The following is a 20,654-nucleotide window of genomic DNA, read 5'->3' as shown; positions in this document are numbered from 1 at the left end:
CGCCCTGGGGGCGCACTCCGTCGTGGGAGCGAACGTCTCGGAGCGGGCCCAGCTGCCGCCGTCGCTCGCGATCTCCACCGTGATCTTCGCCCTGACCCCCGAGTCGGCCCGCGGAGAGTCCGGGGGAGGGCCCACCCTGTGGATCCCGCTCGTGAGGCGGGTCAAGGAGCCGTTCAGGGGCCGTTGGGCGCTCCCCGGGGGACCCCTGGCACCCACGGAGTCCCTGGAGGATGCGGCGCGGCGCAACCTCCGCCAGACCACGGGGCTCGAGCCCGAGTACCTCGAACAGCTCTATGCCTTCGGCGGCCTCAACCGGTCCAGCCGGCCCGAGCGCGGCAGCCAGCGGGTCGTCTCCATCGTCTACTGGGCGCTCGTCCGCCCCACGGAGGCCGAGCTCCTCGGCGAGGAGGACGAGAACGTCGCCTGGCACCGGGCCGACACCGCGGGCGAGCAGGACGGCGGCCTCGCCTTCGACCACCGCGAGATCGTCGACTACGCGCTCTGGCGCCTGCGCAGCAAGCTCGAGTACGCCCAGATCGCCTACCACTTCCTGGGCGAGAAGTTCACGCTCGCCCAGCTGCGCGAGGTCTACGAGGCCGTGCTCGGCCGCCCGCTCGACCCGGCCAACTTCCGCCGTCAGCTCAAGGGCATGGCACAGATCGAGCCCACCGACGAGGTCCTCGAAGGAGGCCGCCACCGGCCGCCGAGGCTCTACCGCTACACGGGGGCGCGGGGGCGGATCGACGCCACGACCGCCCCGCCTCCCCGGCAGGCAGCTGGCGAGGCGGACCCTCCTCCGCCGGCCCCCTCCAGTACCTCTCCCGCCAGCCCCACAGCCCCAGCCGCATCCACCAGGAGCACGCCATGACATCTGTTGCCACCGCCATCAGCCTCGTCACCCGCGCCGAGGCCGAGGCCGCCACGGGCACGTGCAGCGCCGACCTCGCGAAGGGGCCGTGGGAGTTCGACGCCGCGGAGGCCCTGCGTGGCATGCCCGCCTACGGGCCGGGTGCGTCCGTCGCGGACCGCGCCCCCGCGTCGACGCCTCGCCAGGGCCAGCTCCCCGAGGAGTACAAGCACGCGACGGAGACGGAGCTGCGCGCCCGGATCACTGCCGCGAAGGAGAAGCTCGGCGAGCGCGTGGTCGTCCTCGGCCACTTCTACCAGCGCGACGAGGTCGTCGAGCACGCCGACTTCGTGGGCGACTCGTTCCAGCTCGCCAACGCCGCCCTCACCCGGCCCGACGCCGAGGCGATCGTGTTCTGCGGCGTCCACTTCATGGCCGAGACCGCGGACATCCTCTCCCGGCAGGATCAGGCGGTCATCCTCCCGAACCTCGCCGCGGGCTGCTCGATGGCAGACATGGCGGACATCGACTCGGTCGAGCAGGCCTGGGCGCAGCTCGAGGAGCTCTTCGGCACCGAGCCGGACGCCGAGGGCCGCGTGCCGGTCATCCCCGTCACCTACATGAACTCGTCCGCCGCCCTGAAGGGCTTCTGCGGCGAGCACGGCGGGATCGTGTGCACGTCCTCCAACGCCGCGACGGTGCTCGAGTGGGCGTTCGAGCGCGGGCAGCGGGTGCTCTTCTTCCCCGACCAACACCTGGGCCGCAACACCGCGAAGGCCATGGGGGTCCCGCTGGAGCAGATGCCCATGTGGAGCCCGCGCAAGCCCCTGGGCGGCAACGACGCGGCCACCCTCCGGGACTCCCGCGTGATCCTGTGGCACGGCTTCTGCTCCGTCCACAAGCGCTTCTCCGTCGCCCAGATCGAGAAGGCGCGCGCGGAGTACCCGGGCGTGCGGGTGATCGTGCACCCCGAGTGCCCGATGGAGGTCGTCGACGCGGCCGACGAGTACGGCTCGACCGACTACATCCGCAAGGCGATCGCCGCGGCGACGGAGCCCACCGTCTTCGCCATCGGCACCGAGGTCAACCTCGTGAACCGGCTTGCTGCAGAGTACCCCCAGCACACGGTCTTCTGCCTCGACCCGGTGATCTGCCCGTGCTCGACCATGTACCGGATCCACCCCGGCTACCTCGCCTGGGTCCTCGAGGGCCTCGTCGAGGGCGAGGTGCGCAACCGCATCGAGGTCCCCGCCGGCGTCGCCTCGACCGCGCGCGTGGCCCTCGAGCGGATGCTGGCGGCGCGGCCGTGACACCGCGCGGCGTGGGGCCGGCCGCGCGCGGCCGGCTCGAGCAGCTCGTCGTCGTCGGCAGCGGCGTCGCAGGGCTGACGGCGGCGGTCTCGGCCGCGGAGGCCGGGGCCGACGTCGTGCTCCTCACCAAGGCGCACCTCGCCGACAGCAACAGCATGCTCGCGCAGGGCGGGTACGCCGCCGTGCTGCCAGAGGGGCAGCGTGCGCCGGGCGACACGGTCGCCAGCCACGTGGCCGACACCATGGCCGCCGGCGGCGGGATCGGCTCGCGCACGGCCGTCGAACTCATGTGCCGGTCCGCCGCGGACTCCGTCTCGGACCTCGTGGGCCGGGGCGTCGCGTTCGACCTCGGCCCCGGCGGCCGGCCGCTGCTCGGCCTCGAGGCCGCCCATTCGTTCCCCCGGATCCTCCACGCCGGCGGCGATGCGAGCGGCGCCGGCATCACCCGGGCCCTCATCCGCCGCGTGCGCGCGCTCGAGGCCGAGGGGCGCATCGCCGTGCTCGAGCGGGCGATGGCCACCGAGATCCTGCTCGACGGCGGTGCCGTCGCCGGAATCGCCGTCTCACGCGCCGGAGGCCGGACCGTCGAGCACGTCCGGGCCGACGCCGTGGTGCTCGCGACCGGGGGAGCGGGCCAGCTGTTCGCCCAGACCACCAACCCGGCGGTCGCGACCGGCGACGGCGTCGCCCTCGCCTTCCTGGCCGGCGCCGCGCTGCGCGACCTCGAGTTCTACCAGTTCCACCCCACCGCGCTGCAGGTCATGGGCGCCGATGGGACCCTGCGGTCCTCGCTCATCTCGGAAGCGGTGCGCGGCGAGGGTGCCGTGATCCGCGACGCCTCCGGACGCCGCTTCGTGACCGACTACCACCCCCTCGGCGAGCTCGCCCCGCGGGATGTGGTCTCCCGGGCCCTCGCCCTGCACGCGCGCTCCGGGGGCGGCCAGGCGTACCTGGACGCCACCGGGCTCGAGGACGTCCACGGCGACGGCTTCCTCGCGCGGCGCTTCCCGGGACTCGAAGCGATGACGCGCGCCGCAGGCTTCGACTGGCGCCGGGAGCCCCTGCCCATCGGCCCCGCCGCCCACTACTGGATGGGCGGGATCGCGACCGACCTGCACGGGTCAACGAGCGTCCCGGGGCTCTACGCCGTCGGGGAGGCCGCCTGCACCGGCGTGCACGGGGCCAACCGGCTCGCCTCCAACTCGCTCCTCGAGGGCGTCGTGTTCGCCGGCCGTGCCGTGCGGCACGCGCTCGCCGAGGGCCGCTCCGGCCGCTGGAACGGCCCGGACGCTGCCGAGGCGCACGAGGTGGACGCCTCCGCGGCCGCCGACGCCCGGGCTCTCTCGGGGCGGCCCGGGCGGACGCGCGTCGCCGACGCGATGCAGGCGGACGGCGGGGTCATCAGGGACGGCAGCGGCCTCGCGCGCCTGTCCAGCACGCTGCGCGGATGGACCTCCGACGACCCGGAGACCGCCCACCTCCTCCTCCTCGGGCGCCTGCTCGCGGCCGCCGCGGCAGTCCGGGAGGAGTCCGTCGGGGCCCACTTCCGGCTCGACTTCCCGGACCGCGTCCTGCCCGCCCCGCTCGGTGGCGCGCAGGACGCCCAGCCGCGTCCCGGCGTCGTGCGCCGCCCGGCCGGCCGCGCCGACGACGTCGCTCCCGCCCAGCCCGCACTCCTCGGAAGGACCGCCTGACATGACCCACACCGCAGAGGCCGCGGGCGTCCCCGCGGCGCACGGCCAGACGACGATCCAGTGGGCGCCCATCCCGCTTCCTACAGTGGCGGTGCGCCGGGTCCTCGAGGCGGCGTACGCCGAGGACGCCCCGAGCGGGGACCTCACGTCGCTGCTGCTGATCCCCGCCGAGGCGGCGGCGACGGCTGAGCTGCGCGCCCGTGTGCCGGGGGTCTTCTCGGGCGGCCCCATCATCGAGGCGGGCTTCCGCTTCCACGACCCGGACGCCGCCGTCGAGCTGCTGGCCGCCGAGGGCGAGGAGTTCGCCGCCGGGGCCGTCCTCGCCAGGGTCACCGGCCGGGCGCAGTCGATCCTCACCGCCGAGCGGGTGGTCCTCAACCTCGTGCAGCGGATGAGCGCCATCGCGGCCCTCACGGCCCAGTACGTGGCCCTCACGGCGGGGACGGGTGCCCGGATCGTCGACACCCGCAAGACCACCCCGGGACTGCGGGAACTCGAGCGGTACGCCGTGCGCTGCGGCGGCGGCCGCAACCACCGGTTCAGCCTCTCCGATGCCGTGATGGCCAAGGACAACCACCTGGCCGTCCTCACCGGCGGCGACCCGGCCAGGCTCACCGAGGCCCTGCGCGGCGTCCGCGCCCGGCTCGGACACACCACGCACGTCGAGGTCGAGGTGGACCGCCTCGAGCAGATCGAGCCCGTCCTCGCCGCGGGGTGGACACGATCATGCTCGACAACTTCACCCTCGACGACCTGCGCGCCGGCGTCGAGCTCATCGGTGGCCGGGCCATCGTCGAGGCGAGCGGAGGCGTCACCCTCGAGACGGTCGCCGCCATCGCCGCCACGGGGGTCGACGTCATCTCGGTCGGGGCCCTCACCCACTCGGTGGTCAACCTCGACCTCGGGCTCGACGTGGTGATCGGCACGCCATGATCTACCTGGACGCCGCCGCGACCACCCCCGTGCGCCGCGAAGTCCTCGAGGCCATGTGGCCCTTCCTCACCGGAGACTTCGGCAACGCCTCGAGCCACCACGACCTCGGCGCCCGCGCACGCGAGGCGCTCGAGGCTGCGCGCGACGAGGTGGCCGGGCTGTTGGGGTGCCGGGCGGCGGAGGTCACCTTCACCTCGGGCGGCACCGAGGCGGACAACCTGGCCGTCAAGGGCATCGCCCTCGCCCGGCGCGGCGCCGATCCGCGGCGGTCGCACGTCGCGGTCAGCGCCATCGAGCACCCGGCGGTCCTCGAGTCGGCGCGGGCGCTCGCCCGGCTGCACGGCTTCTCCGTCGACGTGCTGGCGGTCGACGCCGCGGGGCAGGTCGCGCCGGAGTCGCTCGCCGCCGTCGTGGGGCCGCAGACGGCGGTGGTCTCGGTCATGTACGCCAACAACGAGTTGGGCACGGTGCAGCCGGTCGCAGAGCTCGCGCGCGTGGCGCACGAGGCCGGGGTCCCGTTCCACACCGACGCGGTCCAGGCCGCCGGCTGGCTGCCGCTCGACGTGCGGGCGCTCGGCGTGGACGCACTGAGCATCTCCGGGCACAAGCTCGGCGCCCCGAAGGGCGTCGGCGTGCTGTACGCGGCCGGGCGGCTCACGCTCGAGCCCGTCCTCGACGGCGGCGGCCAGGAGCGCGGCCGGCGCTCCGGCACCGAGAACGTGGCCGGCGCGGTGGCCCTCGCCACAGCGCTGCGGCTCGCCGAGGCCGAGCGCACGACGGCGGCGGGCCGCCTCGCGTCCCTCCGCGACGCGTTCACCGCCCGCATCCTGGAACTCGTCCCGGAGGCGATCGTGACCGGCCATCCCACGGAGCGGCTGCCGGGCAGCGCCTCGTTCTGCTTCCCGCGGGTCAGCGGAGAGTCAGTCCTGCTCGAACTCGAACGGCGCGGCGTGGTGTGCTCGTCCGGGTCGGCCTGCGCCGCCGGTTCCAGCGACCCCTCGCACGTGCTGCTCGCCATGGGACTAGATCCCGAGGTCGCCCTCACGGCAGTCCGCTTCACCCTCCCGGGCTCGATCGACGCCGCCGCACTCGAGCAGGCTGCCGCGGCCGTGGCAGAGGCGTATGCGGCCGTGACGGGCATCGCCCACCGGTAGCCGGGCCAGGGGGAGTGCCGGCCGCGGGGCCGGGCGGTCTGTCGTCGGCACGGGTGAGCTGCCGGAGCTTCCAGCGGCCCAGAGACTTGAGGCGGTGGTGCTCGCGGCACAGCAGGGCGAGGTTGGCCAGGTCTGTCGTGCCGCCGTCGGCCCATTCGGCCGTGTGGTCCGCCTCGGTGGCGGCCGCAGGGACGTCGCAGCCGGGGAAGCGGCAGGTGGCGTCGCGTGCTCCGAGCTGCCGGCGCATGGCCAGCGTCGGCGTGTAGCGCCGCCGGCCCAGCGCGACCGGCGTGCCGTCCTCGGGATCGACCCACATCCGGCTCCACGTTGCAGCGTCGGCAGCCAGAAGCCGCACAGCGTCCGCGTCGACCGGTCCGTACCCGAGGATCTCTCCGGGGTCGTCGGAATCGCCTCGCAGAGTCCGGGCCGGGACCGTGACGAGGAGTTCGGTGCGCGCCCCGCCGAGCTCTCGGTGCGGAACCTCCTCCGGGGCAGCCGGTCCGCTCGAGATCCCCGGCGCGCACCGAATGGCCGACGCGCCCGGGCTCAGTCCGGGGCCCCTGAGCAGATCCGCGAAGACGTCCAGGCGGAGCTGGCCGATGCCTCGGGACTCGTTCGGCGTCTGGAGGGAGCGCGCGAGCGCCTCAAGCCGGGTGTCGATCGCCGCGCCGACCTCGAGTGGGAGATAGGCCGTGAGCCAGCACATGCCATCAGCTGCCGGTTCGAGGTCGACCCGCCGCCGCGCCACGGCCTCACGCTTGCGGATCTGCAGGGGTTCGGCTGCGTACTCCTCCACGAGCCGCCGCAGCCTGCGGCCCAGCGCGCCCTGCGACGGGATCCGGTCCGGGTCCTCCGGGCACGCCTGCGCGAGGGCCTCGGCAGCGAAGGCGGCAAGCCTCCTGGCAGGGACGGGAAGCGCCGCCGCCACGATCGCCAGGGCTCGCCGGCGCGGCAGGCGCCCGGCTTCCATGGCCTCGAGGACGGGGCTCCACTCATCCGCCGTCAGCTCGAGAGCCTCGGCAACCTGCGCCCGCGCCGTCCGCTGCGAGACCTTCAGCGCGGCCGCGACCTCCGAGGCGGCGATCCCCGCGGCATCGGCCCGGAGGAGAGGATCCGTCGATGCGCCGCCCACCGCCGCCGTCAGGGCCCCGAGGACCCGTTCCCGTTCGCCGGCCAGCCGGGCTTCCTCGGCATCGAGCTCCCTGAGGGCCTCCACCAGCCGGTCGGCCTGCTCGAGCCGGGCCGCGGCCCGCGCCGGCGGCGACAGAGCCGGCTCGAGACGGTCGTGTTCGGCCCATGCAGCCAGAAGCCAGGGAGGAGGCGCGGGCGGCTCACCCACCGGCGGATCGCCGATCCAGTCGAAGATGTCTTCCCGCCCCATGAGAACACTCTAGAAGAGGTCTCCGACAGTTCTCGCGAGGCGGGCCAGCCCGCTGCTCGACCCGGCTCAGGCGTTGCGGGCGCGGCGGAAGATCCAGTGCCTCAGGAGGCTGAACCGGACGGCGGTGGCGACCCAGCCGGCGATCGTCGTCGTCCAGAGCTCCGCCGCGACGCTGGCCGAGGGCTGCACCCAGTGCAGGCCCGCGAGGCTCCCGGCCGTCAGCACCAGGGCGACGGCGAGGGCCACGAGGCCGTTCAGATGGTCCTGGGCGAGCTTCGCGGTGCCGCGCACCCTGAAGGTGAAGCGGCGGTTGAGGGATGTGTTCATCACCGAGGTGATGATGAGGGCCACCGCGTTGGCGGTCTGGGCCCCGAGCCATGGGCGGCACAGCGCGTAGAGGGCGAGCGAGCTGACGGTGCAGACCACACCGACCCCGGTGAAGCGCGTGAGCTGGCGGACCACGGGCACGCGCCAGCTCTTCCGGAGCCGCCGCGCGGACAGCAGGACGCCCAGCGCCCCACGGAGGCGCGGGGCGGGGTCGGCGGAGCGGTCCGCAGTGGCCTCGGGCGGGGTCTGCGGGTTCTCCATGCGCTTCACCCTCTCACGCTGCGCTGTGGCTGTGCTGTGCCGTATGTGTGACCAGATGCGTCCTGCCGTCGGCGCGAGCCCGACTCACAAGAGTAGGCCGGCTCACAAGGGTGGGCCGACGACGGCGCGGTGCGGCGCCGTCGTCGGCCGTCCCCTCGTGGGGCGGGGTGGGGTCAGTCGTGTCGGGTGCGGTTGGCGACGACGGGGGCTGCGCCGGTGTAGCCGTCGCGGGCGGCGGCGATCTCGTGGATGCGTTCGCGGGAGGCGTACCAGCCGATGACCATGAGGATGCAGGCGACGGCGGTGGCCAGGAGGGTCCAGGGGGAGTCGATGAGGACCATGATGAAGACGGCGACGAGGAAGGCCAGGGTGATGTAGCCGGTGTAGGGGGCGCCGGGCATGCGGAAGGCGGGGCGGGTGGTCCAGCCCTTCTTGGCCCAGCGGTGCAGCTGGATCTGGCAGATGACGATGGTGGCCCAGGTGGAGATGATGCCGACGGAGGCGACGTTGAGGACGATCTCGAAGGCGTCGGCGGGGACGAGGTAGTTCAGCGGCACGCCCAGGAGGGAGACGACGGCGGTGATGGCGATGCCGCCGTAGGGGACGCCGGCCTTGTTCATGCGCAGGGCGAACGTGGGGGCGGAGCCGGCGGCGGCCATGGAGCGCAGGATGCGTCCGGTGGAGTAGAGGCCGGCGTTGAGGGAGGACAGGGCGGCGGTGAGGACGACGAGGTTCATGATCACGTCCACGCCGCCGACGCCGATGGAGCCGAAGAAGGTCACGAAGGGGCTGACGCCCTTCTGGTAGGCGGTGTAGGGCAGCAGGAGGGAGAGGAGGATGACGGAGCCGACGTAGAAGACGGCGATGCGGGCCACGACGGAGTTGATGGCGCGGGGCATGATCTTCTCGGGGTTCTCGGTCTCGCCGGCGGCGGTGCCGACGAGCTCGACGGAGGCGTAGGCGAAGACGACGCCCTGCATGAGCATGACCATGGGGGCCAGGCCCATGGGGAAGAGGCCGCCGTGGTCGGAGATGAGGGTCAGGCCGGTGGTGGCGCCGGTGGGGGTGCCGAAGAGGACGAAGTAGATGCCCAGGGCGAGGAAGGCCAGCAGGGCGGCGACCTTGATCAGGGCGAACCAGAATTCCATCTCGCCGAAGACCTTCACGGAGACCAGGTTCAGGGCCAGGACGAGCACGAGGGCGATCAGGGCCCAGGCCCACTGGGGCACGGCGGCGATCCAGGGGACGTACTTGCCGAAGAAGTGCATGTAGAGGGCGGCGGCGGTGGTGTCCACGATGGTGGTCATGGCCCAGTTGATCCAGTAGAACCAGCCGGAGATGTAGGCGGCCTTCTCGCCGAAGAACTCCCGGGCGTAGGAGACGAAGGAGCCGGAGGAGGGCCGGTGGAGGACGAGCTCGCCGAGGGCGCGGAGGATGAGGAAGACGAACGCGCCGCAGATCGCGTAGGCGAACACGAGCGAGGGCCCGGCCGCGGCCAGGCGCCCGCCGGCGCCCAGGAACAGGCCGGTGCCGATCGCGCCGCCGATCGCGATCATCTGGATCTGCCGGGCCTTCAGGCCCTTGTGGTAGCCGGCGTCCTCGGCATGGATCACATGGTCGGCCGCATGGGCATGACCGTGGTCCTCAAGATGATCGGCGACTTCCGTGGTGCTCTGAGACTGGGGCTGTGAGGAGGACATGGGTCCCTTTCGGTGTCAGGGGGACGTTCCGTGATGGGAGGGTGGGAGGGGTGCGAGGGGAGTCTGGGGTGGTTGGGCAGACGGTGGACGTGGTCAGGCGCCGAGGTTGGCGAGCCGCTCCGGACGGAGGAGCTCATCGAGGCGGTCCCCTGTAAGGAGCCCGCGCTCCAGGACGAGCTCGGCGACGCCGCGCCCGCTCGCCAGAGCCTCCTGGGCGATCGCGGTCGCCTGGGCGTACCCGAGATACGGGTTGAGTGCCGTGACGAGGCCGATCGACTGCTCGACGGTGCTGCGCAGGCGCTCCACGTTCGCCGTGATCCCGCTCACGCAGCGCTCGGCGAGCGTGTGGCAGGCGGCGGTGAGGTGCGTGATGCTCTCGTGCAGGCTGTGCACGATGATCGGCTCGAAGGCATTCAGCTGCAGCTGGCCGCCCTCTGCGGCCATCGTGATCGTGACGTCGTTGCCGATCACCTCGAAGGCGACCTGGTTGACGACCTCGGGGATCACCGGGTTGATCTTGCCCGGCATGATCGAGGACCCCGACTGGACCGCCGGCAGGGTGATCTCCGCGAGCCCGGCGCGCGGTCCCGAGGAGAGCAGCCTCAGATCGTTGCAGATCTTGGAGAGCTTGACCGCCACGCGCTTGAGCACGCCGGAGAGGTGGACGAACGCGCCCATGTCCTGGGTGGCCTCGATGAGGTCGGCTGCGGTCACGAGCGGAAGGCCCGTGACCTCGCCGAGGTGCCGGCAGGCGGTCTCGGCGTAGCCGGCGGGGGCGTTGAGGCCGGTGCCGATGGCGGTGGCGCCGAGGTTGATCTCGTGGATGAGGCCGGAGGCCTCGCGGAGGCGCTCCCGGTCCTCGCCGATCGTGACGGCGTAGGTCCCGAACTCCTGGCCCAGGGTCATGGGCACCGCGTCCTGGAGCTGCGTGCGCCCCATCTTCACCACCGTGCGGAACTCGCTCGCCTTCGCGGCGAACGCGTCCTCGAGCGCAACGAGTGCGGCGAGGAGGTCCTCGATGCCGAACACGGTCGCGACGCGCACCGCGGTGGGGTAGACGTCGTTGGTCGACTGGCTGAGGTTGACGTGGTCGTTGGGATGCAGCGCCGCGTAGTCGCCCTTGCGCCGTCCGAGGACCTCGAGGGCGCGGTTGGCGATGACCTCGTTGGCGTTCATGTTCGACGACGTGCCGGCGCCGCCCTGGATGACGTCGACGACGAACTCGTCGAGGAGGCCGCCCGCGAGGATCTCCTGGCATGCGGCCTCGATCGCGTCGGACCGCTCGCCGTCGAGCAGGCCGAGTTCGCGGTTGGCCCGGGCGGCGGCGAGCTTGACCGCGGCCAGCCCCCGCACGAGGTGCGGGTTGGTGGAGAGGCGGCGCCCCGTGATGGGGAAGTTCTCCACGGCGCGGAGGGTATGCACACCCCAGTACGCCCGGTCCGGGACGAGCCGGTCGCCGAGCAGGTCGTGCTCGGAGCGGTAGCCTTCGGGGACGTCGGCGCCGAGCTCGGCGCCGGTGGGGCCCGACTGGTCGTCGCGTGCGACGGCGGCGTCTTCTGCGGCGGTGGTGGTGGAGGCCATGGTGGTGCCTTTCTGGCGGAGCGGTGTCGGGGGAGGCGTGGGGCGGCTGCGGCGCGGCGCGCCGCGGTGACTAGGCCGCGGCGGGCGGGAAGGCGTCGTCGAGCGCGGTGAGCAGGCCGACCGGACGGCCGCCGCCGAGCACGGGCTGCGCCGCGAGGGCCGCGAGGGGGCCGTCCTCGGCCGCCTCCGGGAGCCCGAGTGCGGCGAGCGCGCGCACAGTGACCGGCATGCGGGCCCGGTCCCCGCCGTCGGAGACCTTGACGGCGACAGCTCTCCCATCGGGCAGGCCCACGAGCTGGACGCCCTCGAAGCCGTCCTTGGCGACGGCCCCCGGGACGGCGCGCATGAGGGCGGTGACATCCCTGCCCTCGCCGGCGACCATGTCGGGGTAGAGGCCCATGGCGCGGCCGACGGCGGCCTCCGGGCTCCCGCTCCCTTCTGCCGCGGCGCGGGCGATCCTGCCGTAGGCGCGAGCCATGCCGACCGGGCTGAGTGCGGGCAGCGGGGTGCCGCAGCCGTCGGTGGTCCAGCTCGCGGGCTCTTCGCCCGTCAGCTCCGCCACCGTGGCGGCGACGAGCCGCTGGAGCGGGTGGGTGGGCGCGAGGTAACCGGCGGTCGGCCAGTCATTGAGGGTGCAGACGGCGGCCATGGCCGCGTGCTTGCCCGAGCAGTTCTGGCACACGCGGTCCGCGCGGCCTCCTGCGGCGATCCACTCACGGCGCTCTCGGACCCCGTAGGGCAGGTCGGTGGTGTTCGCGAGCACCGCCTCGTCGAGGCCGTGGAGCGAGAGAATCCGGCGCGTGCCCTCGCGGTGCGCGGGGCCGCCGGAGTGGCTCGCGGCGGCGAGCGCCAGCAGCTCGGCGGGCAGGGAGAGCCCGGCGCGGACCAGCGCCACGGCCTGGAGCGGCTTGAGGGCGGAGCGGGGGAAGAACAGGGCCTCGGGGCTGCCCGCGCCCCACAGCAGCGCGCCGTCGGCATCCGTGGCGGCGACGGTGCCGTAGTGCACGCCCTCGATCGCTCCGCCACGGATCTGGACGGCGAGCGGAACGTGGGCGGGAAGCGCGGGCGCGGCGCTCCCAGAGGCGGCAGGGCTGTGCGTGGACGAGGCGGCAGAAGAGGTCATGGCTCGCTTGGGTTCGGGGTGGATGGGACTGTCAGGGGCGGTCGGCGCCGGTACGGCCGGCGGCGGGCGTGCCCGTCACCGCTGGCCGAGCCGTTCGACGGCCTCGTCGACGGCTGCGAGGTGTCTGGCCATCGCGGCCTCGGCCCGTTCGGCCGAGCCGGCCTCGATGGCCTCGAGGATCTCCTCGTGTTCGCGGTCGGAGGCCGCCTGGCGGTCCGCGAGGAGGTTGAGCGTCTCGGACTGGTGGGCCAGGGCCTCCCGCAGGTCGGAGAGCACATCCTCGAACACGCGGTTCCCGCTCGCCTTGGCGATGGTCCCGTGGAAGACCGCCTCGAGGGCCACCCGGGCGGCCGGGTCGTCCTCGGCGGCGGTCTCGGCGACGATGCCCTTGAGCGTGGCGAGGTCCTCCTCGGTGCGCCGGAGCGCGGCCAGGCCGGCGGCGGGCACCTCGACGTGCGGGCGCGCCTCCGTGAGGTCCCGGGCCGAGTAGCGGCCCAGCACGAGGTCCCCGGTGGCGCGGGCGGAGACGACGAACGTTCCCTTGCCGGTCTGCGTCTGGGTGAGCCCGAGGGCCGCGCACGAGCGAAGCGCCTCGCGGACCACCGACCGGCTCACACCGTAGCGCGCGGCGAGCGCTGCCTCAGAGGGCAGCTTCCCGCCGACGGGGACCGACCCTGCCTCGATGTCGGCGCGGAGGTCCGCCAGGACGGCCTCCGCCGCACTCACGCGGACGAGGGGGCGGCGCGGCGTTGCGCTGTCCTGCTGTCCACGTGTAGGGCTGTCTGACAGGTTCACGCCACACACTATGGCAGGCGTCACAGCCGGGTGTCAAACAACGGCAGCGTCCGCGGGTGGTGCTAAGGTCCCGCCGCCCTGCGCCGGTCCGCTCGGGGCCCCGCTCCCACGGGCTTGCGTGCCCGAGAATCCGCCGCGCCCTCAGGCGCCCGGCGGTGCGAGCTCTCCTGCCGAGACGTCCACCGAGAGCCGGTTCTCGGGGCCCGGGAGGGGGCACGCCCAGGCCTCGTCGTAGGCGCAGCTCGGGTTGTAGGCGAAGTTGAAGTCCAGGATGTACCGCACCCCCGCGGCGTCGGAACGGGTGCCGAGGAAGGCGCCCTTGATGGAGTCGAGGAGGTACCGGCCGGCCCCGTAGGAGCCGCCCGGTCCCGGGCGCCCCGCCGTGCCGTCGCGGAAGGGCACGAAGATCCCGCCTCCGTAGCCGGCGTGCTCCCACGCTGCGAGGCGGCCGAGGCCGGGCAGTTCGAAGGTGCCGAGCCGGACGAAGACCACGACCCCGTCGGTCCCGGTGGCGACACGCCGCTCCTGGCCGGCGCCCTCGTCAGTGAGCGGGACGTCGAAGCGGTAGGCGGGGTCGTACGGGGCGACGGGCAGCCCGCGGAAGCGTGCGCGGTCGCGGGGCGGCAGGGGAGAGGCGGGGTGCGCGGCGAAGAGGGCGTCCCGCCCGCGCCGCCACAGCTCGTGGCCCTCCCGGGGCGTCGGCGCCGCCCGCACGCGCTCGTAGAGGGAGAAGACGCGCAGCCGCCAGTCGGCCACCTCGTGGGGCAGCGGGGCGGTGGCGAGCGGCGCGGCGGCAGGCCGGGCGTCCCCAGGCCAGGCGTCCGCGGGGTCCTGCGACTCGGCGGGATGCTGCTCGTCGGGCATGGCAACAGCCTACGGGAGGGCTGCTTCGCTAGGGTTGGACCATGGTCGCCGCCAGCAGCACCGAGCCGCCGCGCACTCCCCAGCACCACGCCCGCGCAGCACGCGGGCGCAGTGCCGTCCGAGCGGCCGCAGCCCTCGCCCTCGCCCTGGCCGTCGCCGGCTGCGGGGCCGGCTCGGCCGCACCCACCTGGACGCCGGTGCCGAGCGCAGGGACTGCATCCGCCGCGCCCGGCGGTCCGAGCGCGGGCGCCTCGAGCTCGGGCGCACCGACCGCGAGCGGCTCGGCCAGCGGAGGCACGCCGTCGCCGGGGGCCACGAGCGCCACCTGGAAGACCTACACCGATCCGGCGAAGAAGGTCAGGTTCGACCTGCCCGCGGACTGGATCGTCCAGAGCACCGACCCGGCTGCCGGTGCCGCGCCCGGTTCGCTGCACATCGAGGTCAAGAAGGCGGACGGGACGTTCGTCGCAGCACTCCAGACCGGCCTGCCGGTCCCGACGTCCGCGCCCTGCGACCCTGCGCAGGCCAGGCCCTACTCGGTGCTCAACAGTGTCCCGGTCACCGTGCCGTTCGCGGACGGCCCGTCGGTCATCACCCCGCGCTTCGTGTTCCGGGTGATCCAGGGCTACAAGTACTTCGGATCGTTCGGGCTCACGGCGCTGGCCACCTCCGCCCAGGACGGCAAGGCGTGCAGGCTCCTCAACATCGTCCCAGGTCCGGCCGGGATCGGGGGGTACTCGTTCGCGGACTCCGTCGAGGTCGTCCCGCCCTCCCCCCAGGCCCAGGTTGCGCCGCTGTCCTCATTCGATACCCTTGCTCAGGCATCGGCCTATGTCCGCGACTCGGGCGACTTCGCCGACGCGCAGCGCATGATCATGTCGCTGGCCTTCACGCAGAACTAGTCCTCCTGGAGCCCCATGCAGCGCACCGTCGGTGCCCACCTGAAGTTCACGACCGCGCCGCACACCAAGCTGGCCATGGCCATCGCCGTGGCCCGCGTCCCCGGGTACACCTCGTTCGAGGAGGAGCTCGTGGTGACCGCCGGCGACAGGACGGTGGCACCGCGCGAGCTCCTCGACGGGCACGGCGGCCGCTTCCACGTCCTCGAGCTTGCGGAGCCCACCGAGGTCGAGGTCGCCTACCGGGCGGTCGTCGAGGGGACCGGCGAGCCGGAGCCCGTCGACGAGATGGAGCTCATCCGCTACGTCCGGCCCAGCCGCTACGCGGAGAGCGACCGCCTGCTCCCCACCTCGTACGCCCACTTCGGCTCGCTTGCCGGGCTCGAGCTCGTCCAGGCCGTCCGGGACTGGGTCAGCGCCCAGCTCGCCTACGTCAGCGGATCCTCGCGCGGGACGGACGGGGCCGTCGAGACCCTGCTGCACCGCCGCGGCGTCTGCCGCGACTTCGCGCACCTGGCCATCGCGCTCCTGCGGGCCAAGGACGTCCCCGCCCGGCTGGCCGCCGTCTACGCGCCGGGCCTGCGGCCCATGGACTTCCATGCCGTCGCGGAGGCGTTCGTGGACGGTGCGTGGCACGTGCTGGACCCCACGGGGCTCGCCCCGCGGGCCTCGATGCTGCGGATCACGGCCGGGCGGGACTCCTCGGACACGGCCTTCCTCTCGACCGTCGGAGGACGGCTCACGCTCAAGCGGCTCACCGTGACGGCCGAGGCCGCCGATCTTCCCGCCGAGGACCCGGCCGCGCTCGTGGCCCTCGGCTGATCGGGCCGGCCGCCCCAGGCGCGCTCAGAGCGGGTGGTCCGCCACCACGTGCTCGCGCAGGCGCGTGGTGAGGTCGCGCAGCGCGGCGAGGTCACCGGCGTCGAGCGCCCCGCCCATAATCCGGTTGATCTCGCGCACGTGGGCGCGGCCCACCTCCCGCTGGACGCGCGCGCCCTCCTCGGTGAGGCGGACGACGACGCCGCGGCCGTCCGCGGGGGCGCTCTCCCGGGCCACCAGTCCCTGCCGCTCGAGCCGCTCCACGAGCCGGGACAGGCTCGACTGGGCGAGCAGGACGTGGTCGTTGAGCTCGTTGAGCCGCAGCCCCCGCCCCTCGCACCGGCTCAGGGTGAAGAGCACGTCATAGCTGTTGATGCCGAGGGTGCGGAAGGCCGGGTCGCGCTGCAGCCGGCGCATCACGGCGACCTGCGCGCGGAAGAGGGACTCCCACGCCTCGGACACCTCCCGGACGGACGGGCCCGCGTGGGGCGCCGGCGTCGTCTCCGTCATTGGGCCGCCTCCTCGGCCACGGCCTCCTCCGCTGCCCCCTCCGCGGCGCGCCGCGCGGCGACCCGCGCCGCGTGGGTCGGAGCCTCCGGGACGTCCGCGGGGCGACCCTCGGCGAAGCCGGCCCGGAGCTCAGGGAGCACCTCGCCGAGCAGGTCGAGCTGCTCGAGGACGGTCTTGAGCGGCAGGCCGGCGTGGTCCACCAGGAACAGCTGGCGCTGGTAGTCCCCGAAGTAGTCGCGGAAGGCCAGGGTCTTCTCGACGAACTCGGCCGGGCTGCCCACGGTCAGCGGTGTCTGGGCGGTGAAGTCCTCCATGGAGGGGCCGTGGCCGTACACCGGGGCGTTGTCGAAGTAGGGCCGGAACTCGCGCTTGGCGTCCTGGGAGTTCGGCCGGATGAAGAACTGCCCGCCCAGGCCCACCATCGCCTGGTGCGCCTTGCCGTGCCCGTAGTGCTCGAACCGCTCCCGGTACAGGTTGATGAGCCGGATGTAGTGCTCCTTCGGCCAGAAGATGTTGTTCGCGAAGAACCCGTCCCCGTAGTACGCGGCGAGCTCGGCGATCTGCGGGGTGCGGATGGAGCCGTGCCACACGAAGGGCGCGACGCCGTCCAGAGGGCGAGGGGTGACCGTGAAGCCGTGCAGCGGGGTGCGGAACTTCCCGCTCCACGTCACCACCTCCTCGTCCCAGAGGCGGCGAAGGAGCGCGTAGTTCTCGACCGTGAGCTCGAGGGAGTCCTGGGGGTTCTTGCCGAACCAGGGGTAGACCGGGGCGGTGTTGCCGCGGCCCAGCACGAGGTCGGTCCGGCCGCCCACGAGGTGCTGGAGCATGCCGAAGTCCTCGGCGATCTTCACCGGGTCATTGGTGGTGATGAGCGTCGTCGTGGTCGAGAGGATGAGCTTCTCGGTCTGCGCGCCGATGTAGGCCAGCAGCGTGGTGGGGGAGCTCGGGTAGAACGGCGGGTTGTGGTGCTCGCCGGTCGCGAAGACGTCGAGGCCCACCTCCTCTGCGTGCTTGGCGATCGTGACGATCGCCTGGATCCGCTCGCCCTCGGTGGGCAGGTGGCCCGTCGTGGGGTCGAGGGTGACGTCGCCGACGCTGAAGATGCCGAACTGCATGAAACGACCTTTCATCGGGCCCGGGCGGCGGTCGCCCGGCGAGATAAATGCATTTGCATCTATCTCAACGGGGGACCGCCGCCGGACATTCCCGCCGGCGCGCGTCAGTCCTTCGCGGCGCGGCGCCCGCTCACCCGGGGAACGGCGCCGGTGGTCCAGTCGCCCTCGGCGTCCCCCTCGTCGGCCGCCTCGGCCACGGGGGTGCGCTTGAGGTCGCGCAGCAGCCTCCGGCGCTCGAGTCCGCCCTCGACGAGCCGGTAGAGGACCGGGACCAGCACGAGGGTGAGCGCCGTGGAGGAGACGAGTCCGCCGATCACGACGACGGCGAGCGGCTGGGCGATGAACCCGCCGCCGCCCGTGAGGCCCAGCGCCATGGGCGTGAGGGCGAAGATGGTCGCGAGGGCCGTCATGAGGATCGGGCGCAGCCGCTGGCGCGCGCCCTGCTCGATCGCCTCCGCGAGCGGCAGGGCCGGGCGCCCCCCGTGCGGGCGGCGGTACTGGTTGATGAGGTCGATGAGCACGATGGCGTTCGTCACCACGATGCCCACGAGCATGAGCAGGCCGATGAGGGAGGGCAGGCCGAGGGGGATCCGGGTCGCGAGCAGCAGCAGGATCGCCCCGGTCGCGGCGAACGGCACCGACACCAGGAGCACGAGCGGCTGGAGCAGGCTCTTGAACGCGGCGACCATGATCACGTACACGATCGCGATCGCGGCGAGCAGCGCGAGGCCGAGCTGCTGGAACGACTGCGCCTGCTGGCTCGCCGCGCCGCCCACCGACGCCGTCGCACCGCCGTCGAGCGCCAGCGCGGCCACCCGCTTGCTGACCTCGCCGCTCACCGAGCCGAGGTTCGCATCCCCCGGTGTCACCGAGACGGTCGCGGTGCGCTGCCCCGCGGTGCTGGTGACGGTCACCGGGACGTCCACGGCCTCCACGGAGGCGATCTGCCCGAGCGTGAGCCCGCCCGGAGCGCCGGGGATCGGGATGGCCCGGACGGCTCCGATGCTCTGGAACTGCGTGCCCTTGCCGATCCGCACCGGGTAGTCGGTCGTGTCGATGCGGACGGTCCCGGCCGGGATCGGGCTCACCGTCGCGGCCAGCGCGTTGCTGATCTGCTGCTCGTTCAGCCCCGCGGCGGCGGCCTTCGCGCGGTCCACCTTGACCTGGACCACAGGCTGGGCGGCAGCGAGATTGCTCGTGACGTCCGTCGCGCCGGGGACGTCCTTGAGCGCCGCGACGACCGCGTCGTTGGCCTTCGCGAGCGAGGCCGAGTCGGGTGCCTTGACGGTCACGTCCACGGTCGAGGCCGTGCCGAACCCGCTCTGCTGGCTCCCCACGGAGACGGTCCCCACCCCGGAGAGGCGGCCGACGGCGTCGCGCACCTGCTGCTGGAGCGCCGCCTGGTCCTTCGACTCGTCCGTGATGACGGTGAACGTGGCGTTCGAGGCGCCCGAGGACAGGAAGGCGCTGAAGCCTGTGGTCGAGTTTCCGATCGTCACCTGGACGGTCTGGACGCCGTTCACGCCCTTGAGCACGCCCTCGACCTTGGCCGCCGCCGTGCTCGTCGCGTCCAGGCTCGTGCCCGGGGGGAGCTTCTGGGTGACGGTGAAGTTGTTCTGGCCCGTGTTCCCGAGCAGGTTGGTGGGCAGGAGCGGCGCGAGGGCGAACGTGCCGACGAGGATGATCGCTCCGGCGACGAGCGTGATCGCCGGGTGCTTCTGGGTGCTCTTCAGGATCGGCAGGTAGCCTCGCTGCAGCGGGCTGCGGCGCTCCTTCTCGTGCGCCTCGGCCTCGACCTCGGCCCGGTTCGCCGCACCCGGCGACCGGTGGCCGAGGAACCAGTACGCGAGCACGGGCACGATCGTGAGGGCGACGACGAGCGAGGCGAGCAGCGCCATCGTGACGGTGAGCGCGAACGGCCGGAACAGCTCGCCGGCGAGGTTCCCCACGAAGGCGATCGGCAGGAACACTGCGACGGTCGTGAGCGTGGAGGCCGTCACCGCGGCGGCGACCTCGCGCACCGCGTTGAGGATCGCCGTCGTCTTCTCCTCGCCGTAGCTCAGGTGCCTCTTGATGTTCTCGATGACCACGATCGAGTCGTCCACGACGCGGCCGATCGCGATCGTGAGCGCGCCGAGGGTGAGGATGTTCAGCGAGTAGCCCGCGGCGAACAGCCCGATGAACGTGATGAGGAGCGAGAGCGGGATCGAGACCGCCGTGACGAGGGTCGAGCGGACCGAGAGCAGGAACACGAGGATCGTCAGGACCGCGAAGCCGAGGCCGAGCGCTCCCTCGGTGGTGAGGTCCCGGATGGACCTCTCGATGAACGGCGCCTGGTCGAACACCGTGGTGAGCTTCGCGTTCGAGCCGAGGTCCGAGGCCAGCTGGGGGAGCGCGTCCCGGACGGCGTGCGAGATCGCGACCGTGTCGCCCTCGGGCTTCTTCGTCACGGACAGGGCGAGGGTCGGCTTGCCGTCGGTCCGGGTGATCGACGTCGCGGCATCGTCCTCGATCGTCACGGTGGCGACGTCGCCGATCGTCGTCGGCTGCTTGGCTCCCGTGAGCGGCAGCGCCTTGACCGCCTCGGTGGAGTCCACCGGGCTGCCGGCCTGGAGCGAGAGCGACTTCCCCTGGTCCGTGACCGTCCCGATCGGCACGAGCGCGCCGTTGTTCTGCAGGGCCGTGCGGATCGAGCCGACGTCGACGCCGCGGCCCGCCATCGCGGCGGGGTCCGGCTGAATCTGGAGGTGCTGCGTCGCGCCTCCGGTCACGTCCACGCTGCGCACGCCGTCGATCTTTGTGAGCTTCGGAACGGCCTGCTGGATGAGCTGGGTGTCGAGCTGGCTGAGCGGCTTGTCCGAGGAGGCGGCGATGAAGACGATCGGGAAGTCGCTGATGCTCCCGGCGAGCGTGTTGGGGGAGGCATCGGCGGGCAGCTGGGACTTGACGTTGGAGACCGCGCGGTCGATCTGGTTCCGGGCCCGGTCCAGATTGGTGCCGTACTGGAACGAGAGCCGGATCGTCGAGACCCCGGTGCGGGAGGTCGAGGCGCTGCTCTCGAGCCCCTCGACGGCCTGGAGCGACTTCTCCAGCGGCTGGCCGATCTGCTTGTCCACGACGTCCGGCGACGCGCCGGGCATCGAGGTGACCACGGTGAGCTGGGGGAACTCGATGGACGGGATGAGCTCCTGTTTCAGGCTCGTCGCCGTGATGACCCCGAAGACCGAGGCGAAGACCATGATGAGCGCGATGAGCGCCCTGTTCGCCATGGACAGGCGGGCGAGCCGGAACATCGGTGGCCCTTTCACGTGAGGCCGGCCGTTCCGGGGAAGGTGTGGCCG

General features: G+C 73.0%; 16 protein-coding genes and 1 pseudogene. 7 read left to right on the top strand and 10 right to left on the bottom strand.

What is annotated here, in order from left to right; all coding sequences use genetic code 11:
- Window positions 1–4 precede the first annotated feature (4 nt).
- The 5 genes and pseudogenes from SA2016_RS12290 (at window position 5) to SA2016_RS12270 (ending at window position 5,938) form a co-directional block, all read left to right on the top strand.
- Window positions 5–868: an NUDIX hydrolase gene (locus SA2016_RS12290; protein ID WP_066502458.1), complete on the top strand. Its 864-nt coding sequence runs from the start codon at window positions 5–7 to the stop codon at window positions 866–868.
- The gene (gene nadA, locus SA2016_RS12285; RefSeq protein WP_066498409.1) at window positions 865–2,157 is read left to right on the top strand and encodes a quinolinate synthase NadA; all 1,293 of its coding nucleotides are present in this window, start codon (window positions 865–867) and stop codon (window positions 2,155–2,157) included. Before SA2016_RS12290 ends, nadA begins: the two co-directional genes overlap by 4 nt.
- Entirely contained in the window at window positions 2,154–3,851 is a 1,698-nt protein-coding gene (gene nadB, locus SA2016_RS12280; RefSeq protein ID WP_244932800.1) for an L-aspartate oxidase, read from the top strand. Before nadA ends, nadB begins: the two co-directional genes overlap by 4 nt.
- A gap of 1 nt (window position 3,852) precedes the next feature.
- Window positions 3,853–4,784, top strand: a pseudogene (gene nadC, locus SA2016_RS12275) (carboxylating nicotinate-nucleotide diphosphorylase).
- Complete coding sequence (locus tag SA2016_RS12270) at window positions 4,781–5,938, top strand: cysteine desulfurase family protein (RefSeq protein ID WP_066498407.1); 1,158 nt, start codon at window positions 4,781–4,783, stop codon at window positions 5,936–5,938. The pseudogene nadC and the gene SA2016_RS12270 overlap by 4 nt, the downstream one beginning before the upstream one ends.
- Here the strand turns inward: SA2016_RS12270 and SA2016_RS12265 are convergent.
- The 7 genes from SA2016_RS12265 to SA2016_RS12235 form a co-directional block, all read right to left on the bottom strand.
- Window positions 5,841–7,319 (bottom strand): HNH endonuclease signature motif containing protein, encoded by a 1,479-nt coding sequence (locus SA2016_RS12265; protein ID WP_066498403.1) that lies wholly within the window; start codon window positions 7,317–7,319, stop codon window positions 5,841–5,843. The genes SA2016_RS12270 and SA2016_RS12265 overlap by 98 nt on opposite strands.
- A 66-nt stretch (window positions 7,320–7,385) precedes the next feature.
- Window positions 7,386–7,907 (bottom strand): GtrA family protein, encoded by a 522-nt coding sequence (locus SA2016_RS12260; protein ID WP_084249486.1) that lies wholly within the window; start codon window positions 7,905–7,907, stop codon window positions 7,386–7,388.
- A gap of 173 nt (window positions 7,908–8,080) precedes the next feature.
- The gene (locus tag SA2016_RS12255; protein WP_084249485.1) at window positions 8,081–9,607 is read right to left on the bottom strand and encodes an amino acid permease; all 1,527 of its coding nucleotides are present in this window, start codon (window positions 9,605–9,607) and stop codon (window positions 8,081–8,083) included.
- Between the two features lie 93 nt (window positions 9,608–9,700).
- Window positions 9,701–11,188, bottom strand: a complete 1,488-nt coding sequence (gene aspA / locus SA2016_RS12250; protein WP_084249484.1) for an aspartate ammonia-lyase — start codon at window positions 11,186–11,188, stop codon at window positions 9,701–9,703.
- Between the two features lie 70 nt (window positions 11,189–11,258).
- Window positions 11,259–12,311, bottom strand: coding sequence for an asparaginase (locus tag SA2016_RS12245; RefSeq protein WP_066498400.1), 1,053 nt, complete (start codon window positions 12,309–12,311; stop codon window positions 11,259–11,261).
- A gap of 75 nt (window positions 12,312–12,386) precedes the next feature.
- Window positions 12,387–13,106: a FadR/GntR family transcriptional regulator gene (locus tag SA2016_RS12240; protein ID WP_066498399.1), complete on the bottom strand. Its 720-nt coding sequence runs from the start codon at window positions 13,104–13,106 to the stop codon at window positions 12,387–12,389.
- Window positions 13,107–13,247: 141 nt separating this feature from the next.
- Entirely contained in the window at window positions 13,248–13,970 is a 723-nt protein-coding gene (locus tag SA2016_RS12235; protein ID WP_084249483.1) for a DUF1684 domain-containing protein, read from the bottom strand.
- 41 nt (window positions 13,971–14,011) lie between these two features.
- On the opposite strand from SA2016_RS12235, the gene SA2016_RS12230 reads away from it, so the two are divergent.
- The gene (locus SA2016_RS12230; RefSeq protein WP_084249482.1) at window positions 14,012–14,872 is read left to right on the top strand and encodes a hypothetical protein; all 861 of its coding nucleotides are present in this window, start codon (window positions 14,012–14,014) and stop codon (window positions 14,870–14,872) included.
- Between the two features lie 15 nt (window positions 14,873–14,887).
- The gene (locus SA2016_RS12225; protein ID WP_066498396.1) at window positions 14,888–15,691 is read left to right on the top strand and encodes a transglutaminase-like domain-containing protein; all 804 of its coding nucleotides are present in this window, start codon (window positions 14,888–14,890) and stop codon (window positions 15,689–15,691) included.
- Window positions 15,692–15,715: 24 nt separating this feature from the next.
- On the opposite strand, the gene SA2016_RS12220 is transcribed toward SA2016_RS12225, so the two are convergent.
- From SA2016_RS12220 to SA2016_RS12210, 3 genes are all read right to left on the bottom strand, one after another.
- The gene (locus SA2016_RS12220; protein WP_066498394.1) at window positions 15,716–16,198 is read right to left on the bottom strand and encodes a MarR family winged helix-turn-helix transcriptional regulator; all 483 of its coding nucleotides are present in this window, start codon (window positions 16,196–16,198) and stop codon (window positions 15,716–15,718) included.
- Window positions 16,195–17,313, bottom strand: coding sequence for a CE1758 family FMN-dependent luciferase-like monooxygenase (locus SA2016_RS12215; protein ID WP_066498392.1), 1,119 nt, complete (start codon window positions 17,311–17,313; stop codon window positions 16,195–16,197). Before SA2016_RS12215 ends, SA2016_RS12220 begins: the two co-directional genes overlap by 4 nt.
- A gap of 104 nt (window positions 17,314–17,417) precedes the next feature.
- Window positions 17,418–20,606: an efflux RND transporter permease subunit gene (locus tag SA2016_RS12210; protein ID WP_066498391.1), complete on the bottom strand. Its 3,189-nt coding sequence runs from the start codon at window positions 20,604–20,606 to the stop codon at window positions 17,418–17,420.
- Window positions 20,607–20,654 lie beyond the last annotated feature (48 nt).

Origin of the sequence: Sinomonas atrocyanea (assembly GCF_001577305.1) — a bacterium.
Classification (GTDB): Bacteria; Actinomycetota; Actinomycetes; order Actinomycetales; family Micrococcaceae; genus Sinomonas; species Sinomonas atrocyanea.
The sequence above is the reverse complement of the archived record's forward strand: the minus strand, read 5'-3'. Positions and strand labels throughout refer to the sequence as shown.

Bases quoted from the DNA above. Each gene is read 5' to 3' on its own strand.
- nadA (WP_066498409.1), top strand. From the start codon at position 865: ATGACATCTGTTGCCACCGCCATCAGCCTCGTCACCCGCGCCGAGGCC.
- SA2016_RS12270 (WP_066498407.1), top strand. From the start codon at position 4,781: ATGATCTACCTGGACGCCGCCGCGACCACCCCCGTGCGCCGCGAAGTC.
- SA2016_RS12265 (WP_066498403.1), bottom strand. From the start codon at position 7,319: ATGGGGCGGGAAGACATCTTCGACTGGATCGGCGATCCGCCGGTGGGT.
- SA2016_RS12260 (WP_084249486.1), bottom strand. From the start codon at position 7,907: ATGGAGAACCCGCAGACCCCGCCCGAGGCCACTGCGGACCGCTCCGCC.
- SA2016_RS12255 (WP_084249485.1), bottom strand. From the start codon at position 9,607: ATGTCCTCCTCACAGCCCCAGTCTCAGAGCACCACGGAAGTCGCCGAT.
- aspA (WP_084249484.1), bottom strand. From the start codon at position 11,188: ATGGCCTCCACCACCACCGCCGCAGAAGACGCCGCCGTCGCACGCGAC.
- SA2016_RS12245 (WP_066498400.1), bottom strand. From the start codon at position 12,311: ATGACCTCTTCTGCCGCCTCGTCCACGCACAGCCCTGCCGCCTCTGGG.
- SA2016_RS12235 (WP_084249483.1), bottom strand. From the start codon at position 13,970: ATGCCCGACGAGCAGCATCCCGCCGAGTCGCAGGACCCCGCGGACGCC.
- SA2016_RS12230 (WP_084249482.1), top strand. From the start codon at position 14,012: ATGGTCGCCGCCAGCAGCACCGAGCCGCCGCGCACTCCCCAGCACCAC.
- SA2016_RS12225 (WP_066498396.1), top strand. From the start codon at position 14,888: ATGCAGCGCACCGTCGGTGCCCACCTGAAGTTCACGACCGCGCCGCAC.
- SA2016_RS12220 (WP_066498394.1), bottom strand. From the start codon at position 16,198: ATGACGGAGACGACGCCGGCGCCCCACGCGGGCCCGTCCGTCCGGGAG.
- SA2016_RS12215 (WP_066498392.1), bottom strand. From the start codon at position 17,313: ATGCAGTTCGGCATCTTCAGCGTCGGCGACGTCACCCTCGACCCCACG.
- SA2016_RS12210 (WP_066498391.1), bottom strand. From the start codon at position 20,606: ATGTTCCGGCTCGCCCGCCTGTCCATGGCGAACAGGGCGCTCATCGCG.